Source organism: Helcococcus bovis (genome assembly GCF_046035835.1).
Taxonomy (GTDB): Bacteria; Bacillota; Clostridia; order Tissierellales; family Peptoniphilaceae; genus Helcococcus; species Helcococcus bovis.
The window spans coordinates 18,654-44,755 of the sequence record NZ_JBFNGB010000015.1 but is presented as its reverse complement, the minus strand read 5'-3'; the positions used below and the strand labels follow the sequence as shown (position 1 = coordinate 44,755).

General features: G+C 28.7%; 29 protein-coding genes and 1 pseudogene. 21 read left to right on the top strand and 9 right to left on the bottom strand.

Annotated elements, in window-relative coordinates; genetic code table 11:
- Positions 1–172: 172 nt before the first annotated feature.
- The 7 genes from ligA to ABGF48_RS06015 are packed head-to-tail and all read left to right on the top strand — an operon-like array spanning position 173 to position 7,372.
- The gene (gene ligA / locus ABGF48_RS06045) at positions 173–2,170 is read left to right on the top strand and encodes an NAD-dependent DNA ligase LigA (protein WP_408105440.1); all 1,998 of its coding nucleotides are present in this window, start codon (positions 173–175) and stop codon (positions 2,168–2,170) included.
- Positions 2,170–2,451 (top strand): Asp-tRNA(Asn)/Glu-tRNA(Gln) amidotransferase subunit GatC, encoded by a 282-nt coding sequence (locus ABGF48_RS06040; protein WP_408105439.1) that lies wholly within the window; start codon positions 2,170–2,172, stop codon positions 2,449–2,451. Before ligA ends, ABGF48_RS06040 begins: the two co-directional genes overlap by 1 nt.
- A gap of 7 nt (positions 2,452–2,458) precedes the next feature.
- On the top strand, positions 2,459–3,853 hold the full coding sequence (locus ABGF48_RS06035) for an amidase family protein (protein ID WP_408105438.1): 1,395 nt from the start codon (positions 2,459–2,461) through the stop codon (positions 3,851–3,853).
- On the top strand, positions 3,850–5,271 hold the full coding sequence (gene gatB / locus ABGF48_RS06030; RefSeq protein WP_408105437.1) for an Asp-tRNA(Asn)/Glu-tRNA(Gln) amidotransferase subunit GatB: 1,422 nt from the start codon (positions 3,850–3,852) through the stop codon (positions 5,269–5,271). The genes ABGF48_RS06035 and gatB overlap by 4 nt, the downstream gene beginning before the upstream one ends.
- Positions 5,268–5,864 (top strand): RdgB/HAM1 family non-canonical purine NTP pyrophosphatase, encoded by a 597-nt coding sequence (gene rdgB, locus ABGF48_RS06025; RefSeq protein ID WP_408105436.1) that lies wholly within the window; start codon positions 5,268–5,270, stop codon positions 5,862–5,864. The genes gatB and rdgB overlap by 4 nt, the downstream gene beginning before the upstream one ends.
- Before the next feature lies 1 nt (position 5,865).
- Positions 5,866–6,342, top strand: coding sequence for a metallophosphoesterase family protein (locus ABGF48_RS06020; RefSeq protein ID WP_408105435.1), 477 nt, complete (start codon positions 5,866–5,868; stop codon positions 6,340–6,342).
- A gap of 52 nt (positions 6,343–6,394) precedes the next feature.
- A complete protein-coding gene (locus ABGF48_RS06015) occupies positions 6,395–7,372 on the top strand; it encodes an aldose epimerase family protein (protein ID WP_408105434.1) in 978 nt (325 codons plus the stop codon).
- Positions 7,373–7,579: 207 nt separating this feature from the next.
- Here the strand turns inward: ABGF48_RS06015 and malQ are convergent, their stop codons facing one another.
- From malQ to ABGF48_RS05980, 7 genes are all read right to left on the bottom strand, one after another.
- On the bottom strand, positions 7,580–9,094 hold the full coding sequence (gene malQ, locus ABGF48_RS06010) for a 4-alpha-glucanotransferase (protein WP_408105433.1): 1,515 nt from the start codon (positions 9,092–9,094) through the stop codon (positions 7,580–7,582).
- A gap of 2 nt (positions 9,095–9,096) precedes the next feature.
- Positions 9,097–10,074: a LacI family DNA-binding transcriptional regulator gene (locus ABGF48_RS06005; RefSeq protein ID WP_408105432.1), complete on the bottom strand. Its 978-nt coding sequence runs from the start codon at positions 10,072–10,074 to the stop codon at positions 9,097–9,099.
- An 11-nt stretch (positions 10,075–10,085) separates the two neighbouring features.
- A complete protein-coding gene (locus tag ABGF48_RS06000; RefSeq protein WP_408105431.1) occupies positions 10,086–11,168 on the bottom strand; it encodes an ABC transporter ATP-binding protein in 1,083 nt (360 codons plus the stop codon).
- 9 nt (positions 11,169–11,177) lie between these two features.
- Positions 11,178–12,074: a sugar ABC transporter permease gene (locus ABGF48_RS05995; protein WP_408105430.1), complete on the bottom strand. Its 897-nt coding sequence runs from the start codon at positions 12,072–12,074 to the stop codon at positions 11,178–11,180.
- A gap of 1 nt (position 12,075) precedes the next feature.
- Positions 12,076–14,109 (bottom strand): carbohydrate ABC transporter permease, encoded by a 2,034-nt coding sequence (locus tag ABGF48_RS05990; protein ID WP_408105429.1) that lies wholly within the window; start codon positions 14,107–14,109, stop codon positions 12,076–12,078.
- Positions 14,087–14,542, bottom strand: coding sequence for a hypothetical protein (locus tag ABGF48_RS05985; protein WP_408105428.1), 456 nt, complete (start codon positions 14,540–14,542; stop codon positions 14,087–14,089). Before ABGF48_RS05985 ends, ABGF48_RS05990 begins: the two co-directional genes overlap by 23 nt.
- A gap of 70 nt (positions 14,543–14,612) precedes the next feature.
- On the bottom strand, positions 14,613–15,947 hold the full coding sequence (locus tag ABGF48_RS05980) for a sugar ABC transporter substrate-binding protein (protein WP_408105427.1): 1,335 nt from the start codon (positions 15,945–15,947) through the stop codon (positions 14,613–14,615).
- A 436-nt stretch (positions 15,948–16,383) separates the two neighbouring features.
- Between ABGF48_RS05980 and ABGF48_RS05975 the strand changes: the two genes are divergently transcribed.
- The 14 genes and pseudogenes from ABGF48_RS05975 to ABGF48_RS05910 all read left to right on the top strand — a co-directional run bounded on the left by ABGF48_RS05975 (position 16,384) and on the right by ABGF48_RS05910 (position 24,927).
- Positions 16,384–17,232, top strand: a complete 849-nt coding sequence (locus tag ABGF48_RS05975) for a 2-oxo acid dehydrogenase subunit E2 (protein ID WP_408105426.1) — start codon at positions 16,384–16,386, stop codon at positions 17,230–17,232.
- 127 nt (positions 17,233–17,359) lie between these two features.
- A complete protein-coding gene (locus ABGF48_RS05970; protein WP_408105442.1) occupies positions 17,360–17,887 on the top strand; it encodes an alkaline phosphatase family protein in 528 nt (175 codons plus the stop codon).
- 14 nt (positions 17,888–17,901) lie between these two features.
- Positions 17,902–17,979, top strand: a complete 78-nt coding sequence (locus ABGF48_RS05965) for a hypothetical protein (protein WP_408105441.1) — start codon at positions 17,902–17,904, stop codon at positions 17,977–17,979.
- A 191-nt stretch (positions 17,980–18,170) separates the two neighbouring features.
- On the top strand, positions 18,171–18,347 hold the full coding sequence (locus tag ABGF48_RS05960) for a hypothetical protein (RefSeq protein WP_408105425.1): 177 nt from the start codon (positions 18,171–18,173) through the stop codon (positions 18,345–18,347).
- A gap of 143 nt (positions 18,348–18,490) precedes the next feature.
- On the top strand, positions 18,491–19,495 hold the full coding sequence (locus ABGF48_RS05955) for an RnfABCDGE type electron transport complex subunit D (protein ID WP_408105424.1): 1,005 nt from the start codon (positions 18,491–18,493) through the stop codon (positions 19,493–19,495).
- A complete protein-coding gene (locus tag ABGF48_RS05950; RefSeq protein ID WP_408105423.1) occupies positions 19,488–20,069 on the top strand; it encodes an FMN-binding protein in 582 nt (193 codons plus the stop codon). The genes ABGF48_RS05955 and ABGF48_RS05950 overlap by 8 nt, the downstream gene beginning before the upstream one ends.
- Complete coding sequence (locus ABGF48_RS05945; protein ID WP_408105422.1) at positions 20,069–20,677, top strand: NADH:ubiquinone reductase (Na(+)-transporting) subunit D; 609 nt, start codon at positions 20,069–20,071, stop codon at positions 20,675–20,677. Before ABGF48_RS05950 ends, ABGF48_RS05945 begins: the two co-directional genes overlap by 1 nt.
- Complete coding sequence (locus ABGF48_RS05940; RefSeq protein ID WP_408105421.1) at positions 20,677–21,261, top strand: NADH:ubiquinone reductase (Na(+)-transporting) subunit E; 585 nt, start codon at positions 20,677–20,679, stop codon at positions 21,259–21,261. The genes ABGF48_RS05945 and ABGF48_RS05940 overlap by 1 nt, the downstream gene beginning before the upstream one ends.
- A gap of 18 nt (positions 21,262–21,279) precedes the next feature.
- Positions 21,280–22,398: an NADH:ubiquinone reductase (Na(+)-transporting) subunit F gene (locus tag ABGF48_RS05935; RefSeq protein WP_408105420.1), complete on the top strand. Its 1,119-nt coding sequence runs from the start codon at positions 21,280–21,282 to the stop codon at positions 22,396–22,398.
- Between the two features lie 257 nt (positions 22,399–22,655).
- Positions 22,656–24,014 (top strand): 5'-nucleotidase C-terminal domain-containing protein, encoded by a 1,359-nt coding sequence (locus ABGF48_RS05930; protein ID WP_408105419.1) that lies wholly within the window; start codon positions 22,656–22,658, stop codon positions 24,012–24,014.
- Positions 24,015–24,199: 185 nt separating this feature from the next.
- On the top strand, positions 24,200–24,340 hold the full coding sequence (locus ABGF48_RS05925; protein ID WP_408105418.1) for a hypothetical protein: 141 nt from the start codon (positions 24,200–24,202) through the stop codon (positions 24,338–24,340).
- Positions 24,319–24,453 carry a thiamine pyrophosphate-dependent enzyme gene (locus ABGF48_RS05920; protein WP_408105417.1) on the top strand — a complete coding sequence of 45 codons (135 nt, stop codon included), beginning with the start codon at positions 24,319–24,321 and terminating at the stop codon, positions 24,451–24,453. The genes ABGF48_RS05925 and ABGF48_RS05920 overlap by 22 nt, the downstream gene beginning before the upstream one ends.
- A gap of 18 nt (positions 24,454–24,471) precedes the next feature.
- Positions 24,472–24,735, top strand: a pseudogene (locus tag ABGF48_RS05915) (thiamine pyrophosphate-dependent enzyme); the annotation flags it as partial.
- A gap of 3 nt (positions 24,736–24,738) precedes the next feature.
- Positions 24,739–24,927 (top strand): hypothetical protein, encoded by a 189-nt coding sequence (locus ABGF48_RS05910; RefSeq protein ID WP_408105416.1) that lies wholly within the window; start codon positions 24,739–24,741, stop codon positions 24,925–24,927.
- Between the two features lie 56 nt (positions 24,928–24,983).
- Here the strand turns inward: ABGF48_RS05910 and ABGF48_RS05905 are convergent, their stop codons facing one another.
- Together ABGF48_RS05905 and ABGF48_RS05900 are read right to left on the bottom strand one after the other, a co-directional pair.
- Entirely contained in the window at positions 24,984–25,538 is a 555-nt protein-coding gene (locus ABGF48_RS05905; protein WP_408105415.1) for a chromate transporter, read from the bottom strand.
- Positions 25,535–26,101, bottom strand: coding sequence for a chromate transporter (locus tag ABGF48_RS05900; RefSeq protein ID WP_408105414.1), 567 nt, complete (start codon positions 26,099–26,101; stop codon positions 25,535–25,537). Before ABGF48_RS05900 ends, ABGF48_RS05905 begins: the two co-directional genes overlap by 4 nt.
- Position 26,102: the final 1 nt, after the last annotated feature.

The window sequence follows — 26,102 nt, the reverse complement described above, 5'->3', positions numbered from 1 at the left end:
CAAATGTATGTGCTTTTTTATATTTTAATTGATTTTAAGAAATGTCATTAAATTGAAATTATTAAATATGTTTAAAACTAATTAAATATATCATTCCCAACCAATAAGCACGTTTTATATATCAATATAATGTGCTATAATAATAGTGTTGATTAATCTAAATGGAGATATTATGTGTGATATTGAAATAAAAATTAAAAATTTAATAGAGCGTATTAAGGAGCTTAATTATCATTATTATACACTTGATGAACCTTTAATTTCTGATAAGGAATATGATAAATTGTATGATGAACTTAAGAAATTGGAAGAGGAAAGTGGGCTAATTTTTGAAGATTCACCAACTCAGATTGTTGGGGATAAGGTTCTGGAAAAATTTGTAAAACATGAGCATTTGGGAAGATTGTATTCACTAGATAAGGCTCAATCTTTTGAAGAAATTGAAGATTGGATGAATAGAGCTGAAAAGTTGAGATTACAATATAATGCCGGGGCAAATGATATTCTTCCTGAAATTGAGTATATTGTAGAGCTAAAATTTGATGGACTTACAATAAATTTAACATATAAAGATGGGAAACTTGAAAATGCAGCAACTAGAGGAACTGGAGTAATTGGGGAGGAAATTTTACCACAGGTTTTAACAATTGATTCAATTCCTAGAACTATTGATTTTAAAGGAGTTGTTGAGGTTTCTGGTGAAGGAGTTATGCCTTTGTCATCTCTTGAAAAATACAATCAAACACATGATGATAAGCTTAAAAATGCAAGAAATGCCGCAGCTGGAGCTTTAAGAAATCTTGATCCAGCAGTTACTAGAAGTAGAAATTTAGAGTGCTACTTATATAATATTGGATTTATCGATCAAAATGTTATAAATTCACAGGACGAAGTGTTTGAATTTCTTGTAGATAACAAATTTAATACATTTCCATTTAGAAAAAAGGTTCATACTTTTCAAGAACTGGTTCAGGTAATTACAGAGATTGGAGAATATAGAAAGACGATTGATGTATTAACTGATGGAGTTGTTATTAAGATTAATGATTTTAGAACTAGGGATGTTTTGGGATATACAAATAAGTTTCCAAGATGGGCTATAGCATATAAGTTTGAAGCTGAACAGTATGTGACAAAAATTAAAGAAGTAATATGGAATGTAGGTCGTACAGGGAAAGTTACACCTGTCGCAATTTTAGAGCCTGTTGATATTGAGGGAGTTACTGTTTCAAGGGCAACATTGAATAATTTTGATGATATTCAGAGAAAAAAAGTAAAAATCGGGTCTGATGTATTGATTAGAAGATCTAATGATGTAATTCCGGAAATATTAACTGCAATAGATGAAGATAACAGCAATACTGTAGATATTGAAAAACCTTTATTTTGTCCGTATTGTCATTCAGAATTATTTTATGATAATGTTCATATATATTGTCAAAATTCATTAAATTGTAAACCACAGTTAAATGCCAGACTTACTCATTTTGCTTCAAGAGAAGCTATGAATATTGAGGGATTGTCTGAAAAGACCATTGACAAAATGATTGAAGTGCTTGATATTAGTGAAATTGACGAACTTTATGACATTACAAAAGATGATTTGTTTAAGTTGGAAGGATTTAAGGATAAGAAGGCTGATAATGTTTTGGAATCAATTGAAAAATCTAAAGAAGTTAAACTAAAATCATTCATATTTGCACTTGGAATCCCAAATGTTGGAGTGAAGACGGCATCTGATTTGGCAGATCAATTTGTAACTTTAGATAAGCTAAAAGAAGCTAAATTTGATGATTTGATTAATGTTTCAGATATAGGGGAAATTACAGCGAATGCTATTGTTGAGTTTTTTCATGATGAAAGGATAAAAAAAGGATTGGATGATTTAATTTCAAAAGGAATTAAATTTATTGAAATAAATGAGTCAAAAACTGATGAATTAAAAGATTTAGTAATGGTTGTAACGGGTACAATTGAAGGCTATAATCGAAAAGAAATAGAAGAAAAATTAAAGTTAAAAGGTGCTAAAGTTACATCATCCGTATCAAAGAGTACAGATATTTTACTTGCTGGAGAAAAAGCTGGTTCAAAATTGGCTAAGGCACAGCAAAATAATGTGAAAATTTATCAAGGTGAAGAATTAATAAAATTTTTAGAAGGATTAGAATAATGAATGTAGAAAGATATTATAAAAAAGCATATTTAGATTTACCAAGTGATGAATCTGAAAGAAAAATTGAAATTGAAAAATTTGAAAAAGTTGTGAAAATGGCAGATAAATTGCTAGACGTTGATACATCAGAAATGGAAACTTATGAAATTACATCAGAATTAGTTTCTCCACTTAGAGATGATGAAATTAAGGAATCAACGGATAGAGAGTTGATATTTGCAAATACACAACATAGAGAATATGGATATTTTAAATTAGACAATATTATGGAAGATTAGGTGAAGCATGGATATTAAGACATTACACAAAAAATATAGAGATGGTGAATTTACAGTTGAATCATATATTTTAAGTATTTATGATTTAATTGAAAAAAATAATTATAATACTTATCTTACATTAAATAAGGAAAAAGCATTAGAACAAGCTAAAGAATTAGATGAAAAGATTAAGAATGGAGCTGAAATAAAAGGGCTTTTTGGAGTTCCTGTAGCTATTAAAGATAATATTCTTACTAAAGATTTGAGAACAACAGCATCTTCAAAATCATTAAAAGATTTTGTACCATTTTTTGACGCTGTAATAATGGAAAGACTTAAAAGTACAGATGCAATTATAATTGGTAAGACAAATATGGACGAATATGCAATGGGTGGCTCATCAGAAACTTCGTATTTTGGGGCGACAATAAATCCATTTGACAACACCGTAACTCCCGGTGGTTCATCATCAGGCTCAGGTGCAGCACTTGCAGCTGAAGAAGCAGTAGTAGCTTTCGGTAGTGATACTGGAGGTTCTGTGAGAAATCCGGCTGACTTTTGTCACGTTATGGGATTTGCACCTACATACGGAGCAATTCCAAGATATGGAGTAATCTCAATGTCAAATAGTTTGGATAGAGTAGGAGTAATGGGTACTACAGTTTCAGATATTAGAGAATTATTTAATATTGCAAGAGGAAAATCAGAGCTTGATTTTACTTCATTAGATATTGAAGAATTTAATGGAAAAGTTGAACTTAATGATTTAAAAATAGCCGTTATAGAATTAAAGGATGAATATAATGTAAATCCACAAATTAAAGAATTATTTGATGAAACAATTGAAAAATTGAAATCCTTAGGGGCAAACATTGATATCGTGTCATTAAATTATTTGGATTTAATTAATGATGTATATACTGTAATCATGTCGATTGAAGTAGAATCAAACATTGCTAAGATTGATGGATTGAGATATGGACAAACTGTAGAAAAATACAATTCAACAGAAGATTTTTATGTGAAAAATAGAACAGATAATTTTGGGGAAGAAGTTAGAAGAAGGATTGCACTTGGTAATTTCTTTGCGTCAAAAGATAATGACCAAAAATACTATAAACAAGCTATGAAAATAAGAGGTGCTGTAAGAAGTCAAATTGATAAATTATTTGAAAATTACGATGCATTAATTACACCTACAACAATTGATTTACCTAAAAAAGTTGGAGAATCAAGTGCTGATTCGTACGCATCATTTGATGTAGGAATGTTTAATATGCTAACAAACTTATCTGATATTCCAGCAATATCCATTCCTATGAAAGAAGGGGTTTTAGGCTCAATTCAAATTTCAGGTAAGAGATATGATGATATGAGATTATTGGCAATTGCAGAGAAAGTAGAAGGAGGCTTAAAATGAGAACAATTGTAGGTTTAGAAATACATACAGAACTTTTAACAAAAACAAAAATGTTCTGTTCATGTAAAAATGAATTCGGACAAGCTCCAAATACTTTAGTATGTCCTACATGTCTTGGCGTTGTAGGTACATTCCCAAGAATTAACAAAAAAGCATTAGAATTAGCTATTAGGGCTGGTATCGCATTTGATTGTGACATCAGACAAGTTATGAAATTTGATAGAAAAAAATATTTCTATCCAGATTTAACAAAAGGTTTTCAAATTACTCAGCAAGATGAGCCATTTGCAGAACATGGATTTTTAGAAATTGAATCAGGTGAAGAATTAAAGAAAATTAGAATCCAAAGAATCCACGTTGAAGAAGATACAGGTAAATCAACACATACAGATGATGGAAAGACACTTTTAGACTTTAACAGAGCAGGTGTTCCACTTATAGAAATAGTTACTGAACCTGACATTTCAAGTGCTGAAGAAGCAAGAGCTTTCTTGGAAAATCTAAGACAAAGACTTAGATATATCGAAGCATCCGATGGGAAAATGGAAGAAGGTTCATTGAGATGTGATGTTAATGTAAATATTAAAGATGATGAAGGAAATAGACATGCAATCGTAGAAGTTAAGAATCTTAACTCATTTAGATCTGTTGAAAGAGCTATTCAATATGAAGAAAAAAGACAAGCCGAAAACTTGAAAAATGGAATTACATCTTCAAAAGAAACAAGAAGATGGGATGAAGCATCAGGTACAACAATACTAATGAGAAAGAAAGATGAAGAAAATGATTATAGATTTACTGTTGAGTCTGACATGCCAAGAGTAAGCCTATCAGATGAATTTATCAAGGATATTAGAGATAATTTACCAGAATTGCCAAGAGCTAAGAAGGAAAGATTTATTAGAGAATACAAATTGACAGAATATGATGCAAATGTTCTATCTAAAGATAAAGAACTTTCAATGTATTTTGAAGATTTAATTTCTAAATTTAATGAGCCAACATTAGTTTCATCATGGATATTAACTGAGATGATGAGAAGACTTAAAGAATATGAAATTGAAATATCTGAAGTAAAACTATCTAAAGAAAATTTTGTGAAATTACTACAATTAGTAAAAGATGGAAAAGTTTCAAATAACTCAGGTAAAAAGATATTTAGAGAAATATTTGAATCAAATGAAGATCCGGAAAAAGTTATGATTGAATTGGGATTAGAGCAAAATAATGATTCTGATTTCTTAGTAAATTTAGTTAATGAAGTACTTAATGCAAATCCACAATCAATCGAAGATTTTAAGGCTGGTAAAGATAGAGCATTAGGATTCTTAATGGGGCAAGTTATGAAGAAATCAAAAGGAAAAGCTAACCCACAAGAAGCAAGCAAGATGATTAAAGAGGAGTTAGAAAAACGATGAAATTAATTCTTTCAAGTTCAAACAAAGATAAAATTAAAGAAATAAAAAAAATAATTGGAGATAATCACGAACTTCTTTTGAAGTCAGATCTTAATTTAGAAGATTTTGATGTTGAGGAAACTGGTGAAACTTTAAGAGAAAATGCATACATCAAGGCAAAAGCGTTATTTGATTTAACTCATGAAAATGTAATTGCTGATGATACAGGACTATTTGTAGAAGCATTGGACTGGAATCCAGGCGTTTATACAGCTAGATTTGCAGGAGAAAATGCAACATATGATGATAATAACGAAAAAATGCTTAAAGAATTAAGTCATTTGGAAGACTTAAATGATAGAAGAGCATATTTTATGACAACAATTTGCTTGATTACAAAGGATGAAGAAGTATATTATGTTGAAGGAAAGTTAGAAGGATTTATTTCCCCGGAAAAAAGAGGAGATAATAAATTTGGCTATAATCCAATATTCATCGTAAAAGATTTTAATAGAACTTTAGCTGAAATGAGTGATGAGGAAAGAACGACTATAAATCACAGAAGACGAGCAATTGAAAATCTTAAAGTAATTCTTGAAGAATTGGAAGCGTAATATGAAAGTCATAATTGTTTCAGATACACATGGGAGAGTAGATTCATTTATAAATGAACTTGAAAAACATGAAGATGCTGAACTAATAATTCATTTAGGTGACATGGTTGATGATGCAAGATATATTAAAAATCATACTGATATACCAGTTGAGATGATTAGAGGTAACAACGATTATAATGCAACATCTGTTCCTTATCATAATTTAATAAGATTAAAAGGTCATAGAATTCTTTTAACTCATGGACATCTAGAAAAAGTATATTTTGGACATACACATTTATTGTACAAAGCGATGGAATGTGAAGCGGATATCGTAATATATGGGCATACGCATGTATTTACCAACAAAATTGTAGATGGAATAAGAATTCTAAATCCCGGCTCTGCAGGATATGACAGAGGCGGCGAATATGAATCATATGTCGTTATGAATATTAGTGAAGAAAATATAGAATTTGAAAGAGTAAAATTATAATTATGATCCAGATTAGGCTTGACCTTTTCTGGATTTTTACATAGGAGATATTATGTCAGAAATAAAAAAATTTACTATTAAAAGTGACAGGTTAAAACTAACTGTTTTGAATATTGGGGCAAGTATTTACGAACTAGAATACAACAAAGTTAATTGTGTATTAAGCTATGAAAATATAGAACAATATATTGAAAATCCAATATGTTTAGGGGCAATGGTTGGTAGAGTTGCAGGTAGAATTTCAAATGCAAAATTTGAACTTAATGGAAAAACATATCAATTAGACAATAATGAGAGTGATTACAGTATTCATGGAGGATATATTAATTTAACTAAAAAATATTGGGATTTAGTAGAAATTAATGAAAAAGAAGTAAATCCATACATTATCTTAAAAACAACGCTTAAAGATGGAGATTCAGGATATCCTGGAAATGTTGATATAAAAGTAAAATACATAATTGTAAATGCAACACTTAGAATAGAAATATTTGCAGTATCAGATAAAGATACAATATTAAACATTACAAATCACGCATATTTCAATTTAAATGCAGATAAAACAAAGAGTATTAAAAATCATGAATTAAGAATAAATTCAAATAAATTCTTAGCTGCAGCTGATAATTGTGTACCGATTTCAATCGAAGACACAAAAGATACAGATTTTGATTTATTACAATCTAAATCTTTAAGTCTTTTAGACAATTTAAAACATGAACAAACATTAAAATTTGGAGGATACGATCATACATTCATATTAAATGGTAATCTTCCATATGTTACACTAAAAAATCCATCTCAAAAAATTTCCATGGAAGTATACACATCATACCCCTCAGTAGTAGTATATTCCGGAAATGCAATAGGAAATAACATTAATATGATTGGCTCAAAATCCTTTAATCATCAAGGAATTTGTTTCGAAGCACAATACGAACCGGATTTTATAAACAAAGACTTTTTACCAAATTACATTTTAAGAAAAGATGAAGAATATATGAATGTGATTGAGTTTAAATTTAATTAAAAAATCAAAAACTTCTTCTTACGTCACTAGTCCTCGGATTTTATCCTGCAAAGGTGGCTACTAAGAAGTTTTTGATTTTTGTATTTATATAGTAGGTATTCATGTATATAACAATATATTTACATAAAAAATAAAAAGATCCACTTAGGCACCTCCGCAGCTCCATAGGAGCGAGGACTAGTGCCGCAAGTGGATTCTCTTTATTTTTTATTTTCTTACTCTATTTGAGTTTTTAGTATATCTGTATAATCTATCTTTTAATTCGTTTGAAGGCAATTCTTTAGCTCTCCATTGCCAGTTTGTGCCTAATGTTCCTGGTAGATTCATTCTTGCCCAGTTTCCTAAGTCTAATAAATCTTGTAATTGAAATATTGCTGTATCTGCAACAGATGTCATACAAAGTCTAATTATACCCCAGTTGTAACCTTCTTCTTCGGTTAAACCTGCGTATTCTTTAGCTCTTTGTAATAGAGCTGGATCTTGATTATCAATCCATCCACGAAGTGTTTCATTATCGTGTGTGCCAGCGTACACTACATAGTCTGTTGTGTAGTTGTGAGGCATGTGTTCGCTGTTCATTTCTTCGTTGAATGCGAATTGGATGATTTTCATTCCTGGGAATGCTGTTTGTTGTCTAAATTCATAAACTTCTTTAGTCATGTAACCTAGATCTTCGGCAATGATTGGTAAATCGCCTAAAACTTCTTTAATTTGTCTGAATAGGTCATAAGCTGGACCTTTTTGCCATGAACCATTTTTAGCTGTATCATCACCAGCGGGTATTTGCCAAAATGATTCAAAACCTCTAAAGTGGTCAATTCTTACACAGTCAAACATTTTGAATGATGATCTGATTCTTTCAATCCACCATCTGTAGTTTTCTTTTTTGTTTTCAGCCCAGTTATATACAGGATTTCCCCATAATTGACCTGCATCAGAAAATGCATCCGGAGGACATCCTCCTACAAATGCAGGTGTTAAATCAGGTTTTAGTAAGAATAATTGTGGATTTGCCCATACATCTGAGCTATCTTCAGCAACATAAATTGGAATATCACCAATTATTTTTATTCCTCTTGAATTTGCATATTCTTTTAATGCTTCCCATTGTTTATAGAAAATGTATTGAATAAATAGGTGGAAGAATACATCTTCTTTATTTGATTCTTCAAATTCAGCAATAGCTTCTTTATTTCTTGATTTATATTTTTCATCCCATTGCGTCCATGAATTTCCACCATTGGCATCTTTTAATGCCATGAATAATGAGAAATCATTTAACCAAAATGATTCTTGTTTACAAAAACTTGTAAAATCAATTGAAGATAAGTCAAATCTTTCAAAAGCTTTTCTTAAGATAGCATATCTTTCATGATATAGTCTGCCGTAGTCAATTCTTTCTATATCTACATTTTCATTTAATGGATTTAATTCTTCTTGAGTGATTAACCCATCATTTTTTAGGTATTCTAAATCTATAAAATATGGATTACCTGCAAATGTTGAAAAAGATTGATAAGGACTGTCTCCATAACTTGTAGGGCCAATTGGAAGTACTTGCCAATAAGTTTGCCCTGCGTCAACCAAAAAGTCAACAAATCTTCTTGCGTTTTCTCCCATTGCACCGATTCCATAAGGACCAGGTAGGGAAGATATGTGCATTAAAACACCAGAAGTACGATTTTCGTTTACTTTTTGAAAATTGTATTTTTCATCTAACATATTTAACTCCTAACTATTAATTTTGTATCTACTAGAGTGTGTTTCTTTGAATATTCTGGATTCATCATTAAATCAACAGCTTCTTTACCTAGTAGTTTAGCGTTTATGTCTACGCTTGAAAATGGTAAATTTGATATCTTTGATAAATAAGTATTGTTGAAACTTATTATTTTGATAAACCTACCTAATTCATTATATCTTTTTGCAATACCATATGCAATTAAATCATCAGTACAAGCAACTGAGTCGTAATTTTTTTCTATTAATTTATCTGCAATTTCATATCCTGCATCAATAGAAAAATCTGTGTAAAATATATCTTTAAGAGTATATTTTATCATGTGCTTTTTCAATGCTGTTTCAAAACCTTCTTGTCTATCTATTGTAACTATATATTCTTTGTTACCACCTACAAATGCTGTTTTTTTAGCACCTTTTTTTATTAAAAAGTTTACAGCGTTTTGCATCGCTTTTGAATTATCATTATTTACACTTAAAATATTTTTACTATCTGGACGGCCAACTACAACAGTTGGCTTTCCAGATTCTTTCAAATATTCAATAGTTTTATCATTTTTTTGAACTGACAATTTTATTACACCATCAATTTTATTTGATTGGATTAATGATTTAACTTTGCTATATTCTGTTGAATTTTTACCATCAGAAAAGACTAAAAGCATATCTTTACTATAAAAATTTAGTCTAGTTGCAATCGCATCAAGTATATCAAGAAAAAATGAATTACCAAAACCTTTACTTGGTGTTCTATCTATTATAACGGCGATAGTATCAGTATTTTTAGTTGCAAGAGCTCTAGCTGTATAGTTTGGTTCATAACCTGTTTTATCAATTGCTCGTTGAACTTTTTGTCTTGTAGCTTCATTTACATTTACCTTATTTGAAACTACTCTAGATACTGTAGAAATACTAACTCCAGCTAGATACGCTACATCTCTAATTGTAACTTTTCTTGTCATATATTTTTCCTTTAATTAATTCTATTTGTTGTTTCTCCATCAAAGAAATGTAAAGCATCTAAATCAAATGTAAAATTGTGAATTTCATCAACTTCATATTTGAAGTGACCTGGTTGAGAAATAACAACTTCTGTACCATCATTTAATTTTACATAAAGAATTTTTTCTTTACCTAAGTTTTCAACAACATCAACTCTACCATTTAAGGCATTATCAGAATCTTTTGCTAAAAATCTCTCTGCTCTGATTCCTAAATAAACTTTTTTATCATTATGAGATTTTAATTTTTCTTGATCTCCAGCTTTAGGAGTAACTTTAATCAAACCATTTTCTGAAACAAATTGACCATTTTCATATTTTCCTTTGAAAATATTCATTGTTGGAGAACCGATAAATCCTGCAACGAATAAGTTTGCTGGTTCATTATAAAATTCTTCAGGTTTACCAAATTGTTGGATTTTACCTTTATCTAAAAGAATAATTTTGTCGGCCATTGTCATAGCTTCTGTTTGGTCGTGTGTTACGTAAATTGATGTTGTACCTAATTGTTTGTGTAATCTTACAAGCTCAACTCTCATGTGTTCACGTAGTTTTGCGTCTAAGTTTGATAATGGTTCGTCCATTAGGAATACTCCTGGTTTTCTTACCATAGCTCTACCTAAAGCAACTCTTTGTCTTTGTCCACCGGAAATATCAGATGGTTTAGAATATAGATATTCTTTTAATTGTAATATTTCTGCTGCTTCCATAACTCTCTTATGGATAACTTCTTTTCTTTCATTTTTCATTTGTAAAGAAAATGCCATATTATCATATACAGTTAAGTGAGGATATAGGGCATATGATTGGAATACCATAGCGATATCTCTGTCTTTTGGAGCAACTTTATTCATTAGTTTATCACCAAAAATTAATTCACCTTCTGTTATTGAGTTTAGTCCAGCAATCATTCTTAATAATGTAGATTTACCACATCCTGAAGGACCTAAAATAGCGCAAAATTCTTTATCTTCGATTGTTAAATCGATATGTCTAATTGTAAATTTATCTCTACCTTCGTATTTTTTACCTAAATTATTTAATGTAACTTTCATTTTCATCTCCTAACCTTTTACTGAACCTTTACTTAATCCAGATACTAATTGATTTTGTAAACTTATAAATAATACTACGATTGGAATCGCTGTTAATAGTCCACCTGCAGCAAAAGCAGGAGCATTCATTGTTCTCATATCTTGTATTAATGTAAATAGACCTGTAGCCAATGTGTATTCTTCATTACTTGTTAATAATACAGCTGGCAACATATAATCCATAAATGGACCTATAAATGACCATAATGCTATTATAGCTAACATTGGTTTTGCAATAGGCATAATGATTAATCTATATACTTGGAAGTTTGAACATCCGTCAATTCTTGCAGCTTCGTCTAATTCACTTGAAATAGAGTCGATATATCCTTTTAGTATAAAGGTGTTACCTGCAATACCACCAGCAGAATAAATTAAGATTAGCATAGCAGTTCTACTAAATACTGGTACAATACCTGAAATTATAGAATGTATTGCATAATATGCTGTTATACCAGCGAAAGCTGGGATTGTTTGAATAAGCATAATCCCCATTAAACTAGCTTTTTTACCTTTGAATCTATATCTTGAATACGCATATCCTGTGAATGATACAATTAATAAAGTAAATAAAGCTGTTGCAATTGCGATAAGTATTGTATTTTTTGTCCAAATTAAAAAGTTTGTTTTTTCAAATAAGTATGTGAAATTTTTAAGTGAGAAGGAGAATGCACCTGAAAGTGAGATGTATTGTCCTTGATTACCGTTAAAGCTTGATATTACCATTACTGCTAAAGGCCAAATAATAGCTATTGCCCAAGCAATTAAAATTGCATAGGAAAGCACAAGAAGTATTTTACCAACAGTGTTTAATGGCTGTTTATCAGATAAATATAAACCGTTATTTTTATTTTTTTTCTTAAACATATTAGTTCCCCTTAAATGCTTTTGTATTTCTAAATCCTAACCATGAGAAGAACATGATTACAAGTGAAATTACAATTGTTACAGCAGCTCCTAGAGCTTGATAGTTACTTGTTATAGTTAATTTATATATATATGAAATTAGTAAGTCTGTTGAACCAGCAACATTTCCATATACTGAAGGGTTAAATGGACCACCACCATTAAACAAGTGAATAATTGAAAAGTTATTAAAGTTAAATGTGTATTGTCCAATTAGAAGTGGGGCAGTTTGGAATAACACTAGAGGAATAGTAATTCTCCATGTTTTCTTAAATCCAGTTGCACCATCAATTTCAGCAGCTTCATATAAATCTGAAGGAATTCCTTGTAAAATACCTGTTGATAATAAGAATACATATGCTGAACCTAACCAACCTTGTAATAAGATTAATACTAATCTTGTTTGGAATGCATTATTTTTAACATCTAATGCTATTCCGAAAGTTTTTTGAAACATTTCAGTTATTGGTCCGCCTTTTGCAAACATTTGTGAGAAGAACATTATTGTTATAAATGCTGGAACAGCCCATGGTAACAAGTAAATTGTTCTAAATAATCCCTTAAATTTAATTCTTTCTTGATTTGCAATTAATGATAAAATAAATCCTATTGCTATAGCTAGTGTAGTTGCAGCAAATGTCCATATTAATGTCCATAATACAATTGGCCAGAATGCTTTACCAGCTACACCTTGTCCTAATGCAAGTAATTTATAATTTTGTAATCCAATCCAAGTAAATTTAGCTTGATTGTTTGGATCATAATTTGTAAATGAAATTAAAATTGTTGTAAATATTGGTACTAAAACTATGAATATGATTGCAATTGAAGCAGGGGATATTACTAAATAAGGGAATCCATCTGTTAAAATTGATTCTTTAGTTTCAAACCAAACACTTCTTCTTACACCTTGAATTTCTTTTTTTTCTACATTATATACATCTGAAAATGAAGTATAGTAGATTAAAATGGATATTAGTAGTAAGAATATCGAAATTATACCTTCAATCATAAATATAATTGATTTATCTAATCTTTTCCCACCTTCTGCAAGACTTATAAGTCCAGATATACCTTCACCTTGATAATTTCCAAAACCAAGAGCATATGGTATTGCAATAAAGTAAATAAACAAGGTACCGATAAAGAACAACAAAGATTTTACATATTGTTTATTTATCAACTGACCTAATCCCGGAATAGGTAATGTTAAATAAGATAAAATAGGATGTTTCTTTTCTACTTCTATAGGAGTTTTTCTTCTTACATCAGATATATCAGAATTTAATACATTCATTTTTGATTTATAATCAATATTTAGATGATGTTTAATATTTTTTATGTCTTCTTCTGTAGCTTTTTTCTTATCGATATAAGAAAGAGCTGTTATATCTTCTTTTGCTGATCTTTTCCTAATTTTTTCTTCAGTTGCTAATGCTTTTTTAGAAATTAATCCATCAGAATATTTTTTCTTTAATTCTACAAGTTCGGCTTGTAGTTGTTTGTTTCTTTCTTCTGTTTTTTCTTGAATTATTTTTTTAGCTTCCTTAGTTTCCTTTTGAGTAATATTAGCTAATTTTTGTTCTTTTGATTTTAATTCCTTCTTTAGATTTTTATCATTTTTGATCATGTCTGGAATATGGCGAAGTTCTCTTTCTGCAAAATGATAATTAAATTCTGCATCATATGAAAAATCAACATATTTTTTGTAAAAATCTAATTTTTGATTTGCCTTAAATTCTCTTTCTTGTAGGTCTGCAATTTTTTTATCTTTTACATCTTTGAATCTGTTTTTAGCGTCGCTTTCAATTTTTGATAGAAAAGCTTTTTCTTTTTTTAAATATTCATCTAATTTTTTAATATATGGATGATTTTTTCTATTAGATTCAATTTTCTTTCTTTCAGAAGGAGATGCATTTAGTAAATCAATTATGTATTGATTTTTTCTTGGGTATTCACGTCCTACACTATCTTTAATGGTTTTTGAATAATCCATAGTTTACCTTCCTTTTTGTTATTGGTGCTTGTATTAAAACTAGAAGATAGGTTATATATAATAAAACTATCAAATAGTAAAAAATAGAATTTGTTTTAAAAGAAATAATAATATTAATAGTTTTGATTAAAATTATTAAAGAAAATATTATCTTAAATAATTTTGATATGCCATATTTTTTATATGAGAAAAATGTGAAAAGTGTTATTAAAATTACTTCAAATATATTAAAAAAGTAATTTGTGATAATTATTCCCATATAATCGGATGGGGTATTATTCTTATTTAAATCTAAAAAAACTTTTAATAAATCTTGATTTTTACCAAGAGTAAATGCTTCTAGAGAAGCTATAAAAATTATTAGTGCAGTTATTATTAATAGTCTATTAACCGTCTTTTTTTCTTTTATATATTTAATATTTTTATTTTCCATAGTTACCTGTAAATATAGGAATAGCCAAAACTTAAGTTTTGGCTATTAACTATATTTTATTTGCTTTTAATTACTTAAGTTGTTCTAACATTGATGTAAATGCTGCGTTTAATTCTTTGTATGCTGCAGCTGGATCAGCTGGTTTTACAGAGTTCCATGATAATACTGCATTTTTCCATGTATCCCAAACTTGTCCGTATTCTTTGAATAATGGTCTTGCAGGAGATACGTTGTATGATTCGATTACGTTTGTTACAACTTTCTTATCGATTTCTGATAAATCAGATGCTTTATAAACATCAGCTTTTACATTTCCTAAAATCTTACCTGTTGATTTATATAAATCAATAGCATTTGCTGGGTTAACAACTTCTTTAATAACTGCTGTTGCCAAAGCTACTTTATCTTTGTTTTCTTCAATTCTAGAGTTTATTGCTAATGCCCAACCACCTTTCCAGTGTGCAAATGGTTTGCCAGCTACAGTAATGTGGTTAATTGGATAAACTTCAACATTTCCAGCTTTGATTTCTTTAGCTATAACGCCGTTACCTGCTGTTGACCAAGGTCCGTCTAATCTGATAACACCTTTCCCGCCTGTTGTAAATTCTTTATCAATATATCCCCAACCTGCTTCAGTATCAAATAATGGGGTGCCAGCATCTTTGTTTAATTTCCAGTATCCATAAATTCCATCAAATACAGCTTTTTGATCTGCATTTAATTTATCATAAGGATTTGCATATGTTGAAGCAAATTTTCCTTCATTTTTTGCTAATAAATCTAAACCACCAGCATTATTTGGTGCTACACCAAACCATGCATCAAAGAATGGTAATAAAACTGTAGCAGCATCTTTTTGAGCAGTCATTTCAAATGGTTTTGTATGATCAATTTTTAATGCTTCAGCGTTTTTTGTGTTTACAAATGTAACTAATGATTCAATATTGAATGGGAATGCTAGATAATCTTTATCTTTTTTGAATTGTCCACCTAATCCGTTATCAAAATCATCAAATCCACCTAATTCTTTTGCCATTTCAGCTGCAGGAATTGCACCTAAAACATTGTTATCTGCTAATTCTGTAAATTTATCAGCAGGAATTGCAAATACGTCAGCAACATCTTTATTTGTTGCATCTGTTTTTGTAATTACTTCTAGATGTTCAAAAGCACCTGTTTCTTTTAAAGTAATTTTTGCATCTGGATTTGCTTTTGTGATTTTATCTACTGCTTTTTTGTAGTATTCCATCCAACCTTTTTCAGCTTGAACTGTTATTTCACCTTTTAGTTTTCCATCTGCTGGTTTGTCAGCATCTTTTTGAGCTGGTTTAGAAGTACCACAAGCACTTAAAACCAATGTAAATGCTAGCATTGAAGCTACTAGACTTTTTAAATTTTTTTTCATGTTTCCTCCTATATTTTTTGCAACCGAATGAAAACGGTTGCGTTTATACCTATAGTATATATATTAATTTTGAAAGTGTCAAATTTTATTTGATTAATTTTTAAAATATAAAAAACTAAATATTAATAATTTATCATGCAAATGTTTGCTGTGCTGAAATGGAATAATAGAACAATATAGCTTAAAATCAATATTTAGAAATGAAAGATTTTATTTTGTTTTTATTTATTTAGATAATAAATTCATAAACATGTAATAATATTTAAAACTACATTTTCAAATATTAAGAAAAAGTAACAATTAACAAATTAAACCTTTAATATTTAATTAAATATTAAAATTTTAATTTGTAATATTATATTAAATTTAATAAAAATATTACAAATAAACAAATATGTGGTAAAGTATTAATGTATAAAATTATATAGGAGCAATTATGTTTTTTAAGAGAAAAGATGGTTACAAGATAGAAGTTGATCCGTTTTCAAGATTTATACCTTTAATAATGAAAGAAAGAAATGATGCATTGGTAGCATTAAATCAAGAAATTTCTTTAGAGCCATTTGATATTTATATTAGAAAAGTATATGAGAAAACAGGTGTTAGATTGTCATATATGCATATAATTTATGCAGCTATGGCGAGAACATATAAAGAAAAACCAAAAATTAATCAATTTATTATAAACGGAAGATATTACATGAGAAATGAAATAATCATTTCAATGGTTGTAAAAAAGGCAATGACAGAAGATGCGGCTGAAACTACTCTTAAATTTAAATTTAAGGGAGATGAAACACCACTTCAAGTTAGAGATATTTTAAATAAAGAGATACAAGCTGAAAAAGATACAAAAACAGATGTTAAAAATGCTACAGATTTATTTGTTAAAGGGCTTTCCAAAACACCTTTATTTATTTTAAAATTTTTAGTTGGAAGTATTAAATTTTTGGATAAGATTAATATGATACCAAGCAGTGCGTTAGAAGCAAGTCCATTTCATGCTTCAGCATTTATTACTAATTTGGGATCTATTGGTTTGGATGCAGCATTGCACCATATTTATAATTTAGGTACAATAGGAGCATTTCTTTCAATTGGTAAAAAAGGTAAAAAAATTGTTAAGAAAAATAATGAATTTATTGAAGAAAAAATTATGAATATCGGGTTTGTAATAGATGAAAGAATTTGTGATGGATTTTATTATGCTGCAGCGATGAGAAGATTCTTTAGATATTTAAACAATCCTGAAAAATTAGAAGAACCTGTAAATTTAGAAGATTAATTTGAAATTATTTATTATGTTGATGCAAAATTTAATTGGTTTTGTTTCAACATATTTTTTTATCAAAAATAGATTTTAAGGAGAAAAAAATGAAATCAAAGTATTTAGTTGTATTATCTTTTGATGCATTGTCAAAAAAGATTTTGAATTTTTTAAAACATTACCAAATTTTAAAAAATTGATAGAAAATTCATCTTATTCAATTAATGTTAAATCTGTTAATTCTACATTAACATATGTATGTCATTCTTCTATAATTACTGGATGTTATCCAATAAATCATAAGGTTAATACAAATACATTATTACAAGAAAATAGAATTGATAGTCCGGATTGGTATAGAAAATATATTAAAAGAGAAACTGTATATGATTTAGCTATAAAAAATAAAATGAAGGTTGCAAATTTGTTGTGGCCGGTTACTGCTAAATCGAAAATAACATGGAATATGCCTGAAATATGGGCAAATAGAAAGTGGAAGAATCAAAAAATAATTTCAGCATTTAGTGGGAATTTGAGGTATCAATTAGAATTAGATAAAAATTTTGGACATATACGTGATGGTAAAAATCAACCTAATCTTGATCATTTTACTACTGCAGGGATTTGTTATACTATAAAAAAAATAGACCAGACTTACTTTTATCTCATTTAATCGATCTAGATTCCATGAGACATTATTATGGACATGATTCAAAAGAAGCTAAAGATTCAATTGTCAGATTAGATAGAAGACTAGGGGAATAAAAGAAGAAGGAATTTATGACGACACTACATTGGTTGCTTTAGGGGACCATGCATAAATACCTGTAGACAAGATAATAAGTATAAATACATTATTTGCAGAAAAAGGATTTTTAGAAAAACGTGGAAATAATGTAAAATCATGGCAGACTATAACAAAGGCAAATGATGGATATTATTTTACTGATAAATTTTTGGATAAAGTGATTGAAAATATACCGATGAAAGATGGAAAGGTTGAAGATGGATATCTTATTTCTTCTCATGGGTACTTAAATGATCATAAAGATTATGAAACTGTATTTTTTGCTTCTGGTCTAAATATTAAGAAAAATTTTGAAATTTTAGATATGAGTTTGGTTGATGAATGACCAACATTTGCTAGAATATTAGGATTGGAAATGAAAAATGTAGATGGAAGGGTAATAAATGAGATATTTATTTAAGTAAATATTTAAATTATACCCAAAGAATGATATTATTATATAGATAGATTAAAATAAAGGGAGGAATTATGTTTTCAAAATTGTTTAAAAAACAAAACATGATGAGAACAGTACTTACCGCAGTGTCACCTATAATTATTTATGGGATTTATGTATTTGGATGGAGAACATTAGCATTATTGGTTTTCAACATCATTGTGGCATGTGCAGTAGAGTACTTTTCAGAAAAATACATGTATAAAAAAGCCCAAATTACAGAAGCAGCTTTTGTAACAGCGACTTTATTTACATTAACATTATCTCCAGGATTGCCATTTTGGATGTCTGGAGTGGGGGTAGCGTTTGGTATCTTCTTTGGTAAAGAAGTATTTGGTGGATTTGGTAAAAATGTTTTCAATCCAGCAATTGTTGGTAGAGCATTCATATATATAAATTTTCCAACACCAATGCTTACATTTAATCAAGCTGCAAATTCAGAAAGATTAATTAGTGGTTTAGGCGGATTTACAAAATGGGTAACACCTGTTTTAGATCATACAGCAAGTCCAACACCATTACTTGATTTAAAAATTAATGGGACTACAGTAGATATATTAAATTTATTTTTAGGAAATATTGCTGGTTCAATTGGTGAAATATCTGCTTTATTAATTATTCTAGGTGGAGCTTATATGATTTATAAAAAAGTTGCATCATGGGAAATTATGGTATCATCGTTGATTGGTTTTGTAGTTTCATCATACGCATTGATTTTAATTGGTGTTGAAGGAGATGTTTTACCACCATTACAAGGATTATTAGTTGGTGGATTTATGTTTGGTACTGTATTTATGTCTACTGATCCAATATCTGCTCCAAAGCAAGTCCAAGCAAAATGGATTTATGGTATTATGATTGGTGCTATAGTAGTTATTATAAGAGGATTCTCATTATTCCCAGGGGGAATGATGTTTGCTATTTTAATCGCAGAAGTATTTGCTCCAATTATTGATTATATATTTAAAGAAGTAAATAGAAAGAAGAGATTAGCAAAAAAAGCAACAGTGGCTAAAAAGGTGGTGGCAAATGGTTAATAAAAAGAAAAAATCATTAGTTTATCCAGCAGTTTTTATGCTTGTTTTAGCAGCTGTATTAACATTCTTATTAGCTATGCTAAATGAACAAACTAAACCAATCGTAGCTAAAAATGCCGAATTTGAACTAAGAAAGAAAATATTATACGTTTTTTCAATAGAAAATGATGGTACACAAAAGGACGTAGATAATAAATTTACTACAAATGTTAAAGAAACAGATAAAAAATATAATAATAAACCTATATTTGAATACGAAAAAGATGGTAAAAAAGCATATGCAGTTTCTTTACAAGGACCTGGATTATGGGGGCCAATTGAAGCTTATGTTGCATTGAGTGAAGATTATAATACAATTTTAGGAATTGATTTTATAAAGCAATCAGAAACACCAGGATTAGGTGGACGTATTGAAGAACCATTTTATAAAGAGCAATATAGAAATATTGGATCAAAAGATGTATTCAAGAAAGTAGATTTTATTTCTGGAGCTACTATGACATCTCTATCAGTTGCAAGATTAGTTTCTGGAGATTTGGCAAAATTTGTTAAAACAATGGGAGGAAGTAATTAATGAATAAATATATTAAAATATTTAAAGATCAATTATTATATGATAACCCTGTTTTATTACAAATTATAGGTATATGTTCAGCATTAGCAGTAACAAACTCAGCTAAAAATTCATTAGTAATGGGATTAGCTTTGATTTTTACAACAGGATTATCATCATTTATAATTTCAATTATAAAAGATATTACACCAAAGCATATCAGAATGGTTGTACAAGTATTTATTATTTCATTCTTCGTAATCATAGTTGATATGTATCTAAAGGCTTTTATGCCAGAAATGAGTAAAACATTAGGACCATATGTAGGTTTGATTATTACAAACTGTATCATAATGGGTAGAGCGGAAGGTTTTGCAATGGCGAATCCTCCAGTTGCATCATTAATAGATGGTATGTCAGCAGGTGCAGGATATACATTAGTATTATTAGCGGTTGCTGTAATAAGAGAATTATTAGGTTTTGGTACATTATTCGGATTCCAAATTTTACCAAAAACTGCAACAGCATGGACATTGATGATAATGCCTCCAGGAGCATTTTTCATTTTACCAATTATTATGTGGATAATGTATAACTTTATTAATAAAGATAAAAAGGGGGCTAAATAATGTATATTAATCCTTTAGTTATATTTTTTGCTTCCATATTTACAAGCAATATGATATTTAGTAACTTTTTAGGAATGTGTTCATTTATCGCAGTAAGTAAGGAAGTTGAAACAGCAACAGGTTTAGGGATTGCTGTAACATTCGTATTATCAATTACAACAGTTCTTAACTACTTTATGAATAAGTTAATGGTGTCATTAGGTATTGAATACTTAAACTACATTATCTTTATCGTTGTTATAGCTGCATTTGTACAAATTTTAGAAATGATTTTAGAAAGATATATTCCAAATCTATACTATGCATTAGGTATTTTCTTACCACTTATAACAGTAAACTGTGCTATCTTAGGGGTAACACTATTTATGGTTACAAGACAATATGATTTCTTACAATCATTATTATTTGGTATTGGTTCAGGTATTGGTTGGGCGTTAGCTATTATTTCAATGGCTGGCATAAGAGCTAGAATGAATGAAAATGGATTACCAAAAGGTCTTCAAGGTGCACCTATAACCCTTATTATTACAGGAATTATGGCTATGGCATTTATTGGATTCTCAGGTATGGTTTCAATTTCATAAGAAAGAAGGGGAGATTTTATGAATCACGTATTGACAACAACTGGTATAGTTGCGATAATCTCCGCAGCTTTCGCAGTAATATTGACAATAGCAGATAAATTTTTAAATGATTATGGTATTGTTGGATTAAAAATTAATAAAGAAAAAGATTTACAAGTTGAAGGTGGTCAATCTTTATTAAATGCTTTGAAAAATGAAAAGATATTTTTACCATCAGCATGTGGTGGTAAAGGTACATGTGGATATTGTAAATGTAAAGTAAATAGTGGTGCTGGTCCTGTTTTAGCAACAGAAAAACCATTATTAAGTAAATCAGAATTAGATTCAGATGTAAGATTATCTTGCCAAGTTAAGATTAAAAGTAATATTGACATTGAAATTCCAGAAGAACTATTTAATGTTCAAGAATTTGAAGCAACACTTGTTGAAAAAATTCCTATGACTGATAGAATTGTTAAAATTAGAATGGAATTACCAGAAGGAAAGACAATTAACTTTAAGCCGGGACAATTTTTACAATTACAATCTAAACCTTATCCAAAAGGTGAGGGATATAATGCTCAAGATGAATCTTGGGATAGAGCTTATTCAATAGCATCATCAATTAAGGATGATAAACATGTTGAATTATTAATTGGTCAAGTTCTAGAAGGAAGAGTTTCAACATATGTACACAAAGTATTAAATGTTGGGGATAAGATTACTTTAGTTGGACCATTTGGTGATTTCTATTATAATGATGATGAAAATGATGAAATAGTAATGGTTGCTGCAGGTACAGGGTTTGCACCTATTAGATCTATTTTATATCACATGTTAGATAATGACATTAAAAAACCTGCAAGATTTTATTTCGGAGCAAGAACAAAGGCTGACTTATTCTTGTTAGATGAAATGAAAATGTTTGAAGAAAAATTACATGATTTTAAATTTATGCCTACATTATCAAAACCTTCTGAATCAGATAATTGGGAAGGTGATACAGGTAGAGTAAATAACTCAATAGATAAATACATTGAAGAAAATAAAACATATACAGCTTATTTATGTGGCTCACCAGTCATGATAAGTGGTATAGTAAAATCATTAACGGCAAAAGGTGTAAATGTGGATGATATTCATTTTGATGAATTTTAGAAAATATAACTGAGATTAAACTTTAAGTTTTTTCTCAGTTTTTTTCTTAAAAAATTCTCTATTTTTTAATTATATGATAAGAAATAATTTAAAACATTAGATACAATAATTATGTCGAAAGACGAAAGATAAATACCAAGTGTTTAAATAAACGCACAAAAAAAAACATTATCCCTCTTTTTTTTGTGCGTTTGTTTTTTTGAAATTATTGTTAATAATTAATATAATATATATTAGTTAAATAAAAAGGGGAATATATGATTATAAATTTTTATCATACAAATGATATACATTCAAATTACAATTTTTTACGAAAAGTACATAAGTACATGATGGATAACAAAACTGAAAATGACATTTATTTAGATGGGGGAGATTATTGTGATTTAATGAGTATTGTTGTAGATTCAGATAAAGGAGAGTCAGCATTAGACTTATTAATGCAATGTAAATTAGATTTGATGGGAATAGGAAATAATGAAATAGATTTAGAATTTGATAATTTATCAAAGCTTGTAAAAAAATATCCTATGATATGTTCTAACTTAACCGATGCAAATGATAAAGAAATACCTGGCTTAAAAAAATCAGTAATATTAGAAAAATTTGGAAAGAAATTCTTAATATTAAGTTCTGCACCTTATTATGATTATAAAGGGGAGCATGGAAAGTATAATAAATTTTTTGTATTAGGAAATCTTAAAACACAGGATTCAATTAAAGCCTTAAAAATTGAACTTGAAAAATATGAAGGTCAATATGACTATATAATATATCTTTCACATAGTGGACATGTAATTGACGAAATGATACTTAAACAAATACCTGAGATAAATTTTATTTTTGGAGCTCATACTCATATTATTAAAAGTGAAGGAAATTATTCAATGTCAGGGCGTGGAGAAACATTAGGTAAAGTTTCGTTAGATATATCAGGAAATGAAATAAAAGTAATAGAAAATAAACAAATTTATTTAGACGAAGTTAATAATCTTATATTTGATGAAGTATTAGATAAAAAAATTAAACTTGCAGAAGACTTAATGTCAAAAGAATTGTTAATTAATTCGGAATTAAAATTTAATGCTTTTGAAGAAAATCAGTTAATAAATTTTATATGTGATGCTTTAATGAAGTATAAAAAAGCAGATTTAGCAATAATGCATAATGGTATTGCAGAAAATGATTTAGTAAGACCTGTATCGAAGAAATCTTTATTAAAAACTTTTCCATCAAAGTTAAATCCAACAATATTCCCCGTTAAGGGCATAAACATTAAAGAAGCAGTTAAGCAATCCTTTGATAAAAGTTTTATTTCTCAATCAGGAAAAGGAGCAGGATTTAGAGGAAGTATTTTGGGAACATTAGGATTTAGCAAAAATGTTAAAATACAAAAAAGTCCATTTAATATATTTATTAATGATGAAATGATTGATGAAGATAAGTATTATAAAGTTGTAAGTGATGATTATATGCAAAGAGGTACTTGGTATAAAACTATTTTTGCATCAGATGATGATGCTGAATTTGATAAATTTTTTATAAGAGATTTAGTTAGAAAATATTTAACTGATGAAGAATTATTTATTAGCTCAAAAATTAAAAGAATTTATTAAAAATGTTTTATAAAAAATTTAATGAAGCATCAGTTTTTATTTTACACAATGATTATATGTAAGAAGAAATTGATTACGAATCAACTCATGATGATGTTAAAGAAATTCCTAATTTAAAACGTTTTGAAATTGAAGATTCTAAAATTAAATCAATAGTTGATGAGATTAAAAAAGTAAATAATCCTATGTTTTATTTAGGTTGTGGGGTAGATGGATATAAGGATTTAGCAATTGAAGTATCTGAAAAATTTAACTTACCAGTTGTAACATCAGCTTCATCAGTAGGAATGGCATTTCAAATAATATGGGAATATTTTGTAGATTAGGTACAAAATCAGTAAGAATGTTACCATTAAATGGGATACAAAAATACATAATGAGTGGATGGTTTGCAACATTGGGTTATTCTACTCCAGCGGCTATAGGTGGAAAATTATAATACACTGAAAGACAAGTTTGTTTTATAGTAGGAGATTGTGGTTTTGCGATGAATAATCAAGAAATATTAACACAAGCAAAATATAAGTTGCCAATCATTAATGTTGTTGTGACAGATATGACATATGGATTTATAAAATATGCTCAATTAGAAGAATTTAAGGATGAATTTGGTGTTTATATTCAATATGCTGATTGGGCAAAATCTTCAGAAGGATTGGTAGCAATTTCGTTTAAGGCATCTAATAAAGAAGAATTAGATTATGCATTTGCAGAATCATAGAGATTGTATGATGAAGGAATTGATAAACCTATAGCTATAGATGCTCATGTTGTTTATGAATATCCATTGGACACAGCTATTATGAAACTTGATACTAGAATATATTCAAGATCAGAAATTGAACAATATATGAAGGAAAATAATATTGAAGATCAAACAATATTAGCTGATTTAATTGAAGAATTTAAGTAAAAAAGAGGCTGTTGCAAAATAATTTTTTGAATTATTTGCAGCAGCACTTTTTAATTTTAAATAATTAAACTTAAAACTACTCCTAAAACAGCTCCAATGCTTATGATTTTTACAATTCCAACTTTTTTTACATATAAAATTCCACCTATTACAAAACAAACAACAGCAACATAACTTATTTGTGAAAAATTGTAATTTGTATTATTAAAAATTGATCCTTTAATCATATCTAAAGTTGCTATAAAAATTAAACCTGCAATCGCAGGACGTAAGGCTCTAATTATTTTTTCCATAAAATTAATTTTTTTATTTCCAAAATAAAGTTTACCTAATAGAACCATTATTATCAATTGAGGTAAAATAATAGCAGTAGTTGCAATTATTGATCCTACAAGTCCAGATATTTTTGTGCCTACAAAAGTTGCTGCATTAAGAGCAATAGGGCCAGGAGTCATTTGAGATATAGTAACAACATCAGTCATTTCTTTTGCAGATAGCCATCCATGATTTCTAACTACTATATCTTGAATAAATGGTAATATCGCATATCCACCTCCAAAAGCAAGAATACCTATTTGGAGGAATGCAATAAATAATGATAATAGTATCATGGAATTTTGTCCTCCTCTACAATTGAAAATACTGTTATTCCTAGAAGACCTACAAATAAAATTATTAATCCAGTATTAATTTTAAATATAAATGATGCTATGAATGCAGAAATCATGATTAAAATACCAAATATTAGATTTGTTTTTAAAGCTTGTTTTGCCATTTCATATGTTGTGAAAAGTAATATTGCTGCAATCATTCCTCCCATCCCTAATAAAGCAGATTTAACATAAAAATTTTGGGAAAATTCTTTATAAAAATAGGATATTACTGTGATTATTGCTAAACTTGGTAATGTCGCAGCGATTGCCGCCATAATAGCTCCTTTTAGATTAAATAATCTATATCCAGTAAGTATAGAGCAATTTATTGCCATTGGTCCAGGTCCAGAAGTAGAAATAGAAACTATATCCATCATCTCGTGTTCACTAATTAAATTTCTTTTTATAGAAAATTCATCTTTGATTACTGGGACGATTGTATATCCTCCACCAAAAGTAAAACTTGAAATCTTTAGGAAGATAATAAACATTTCAAATATTGAAAAATCTTTTTTTTTCATA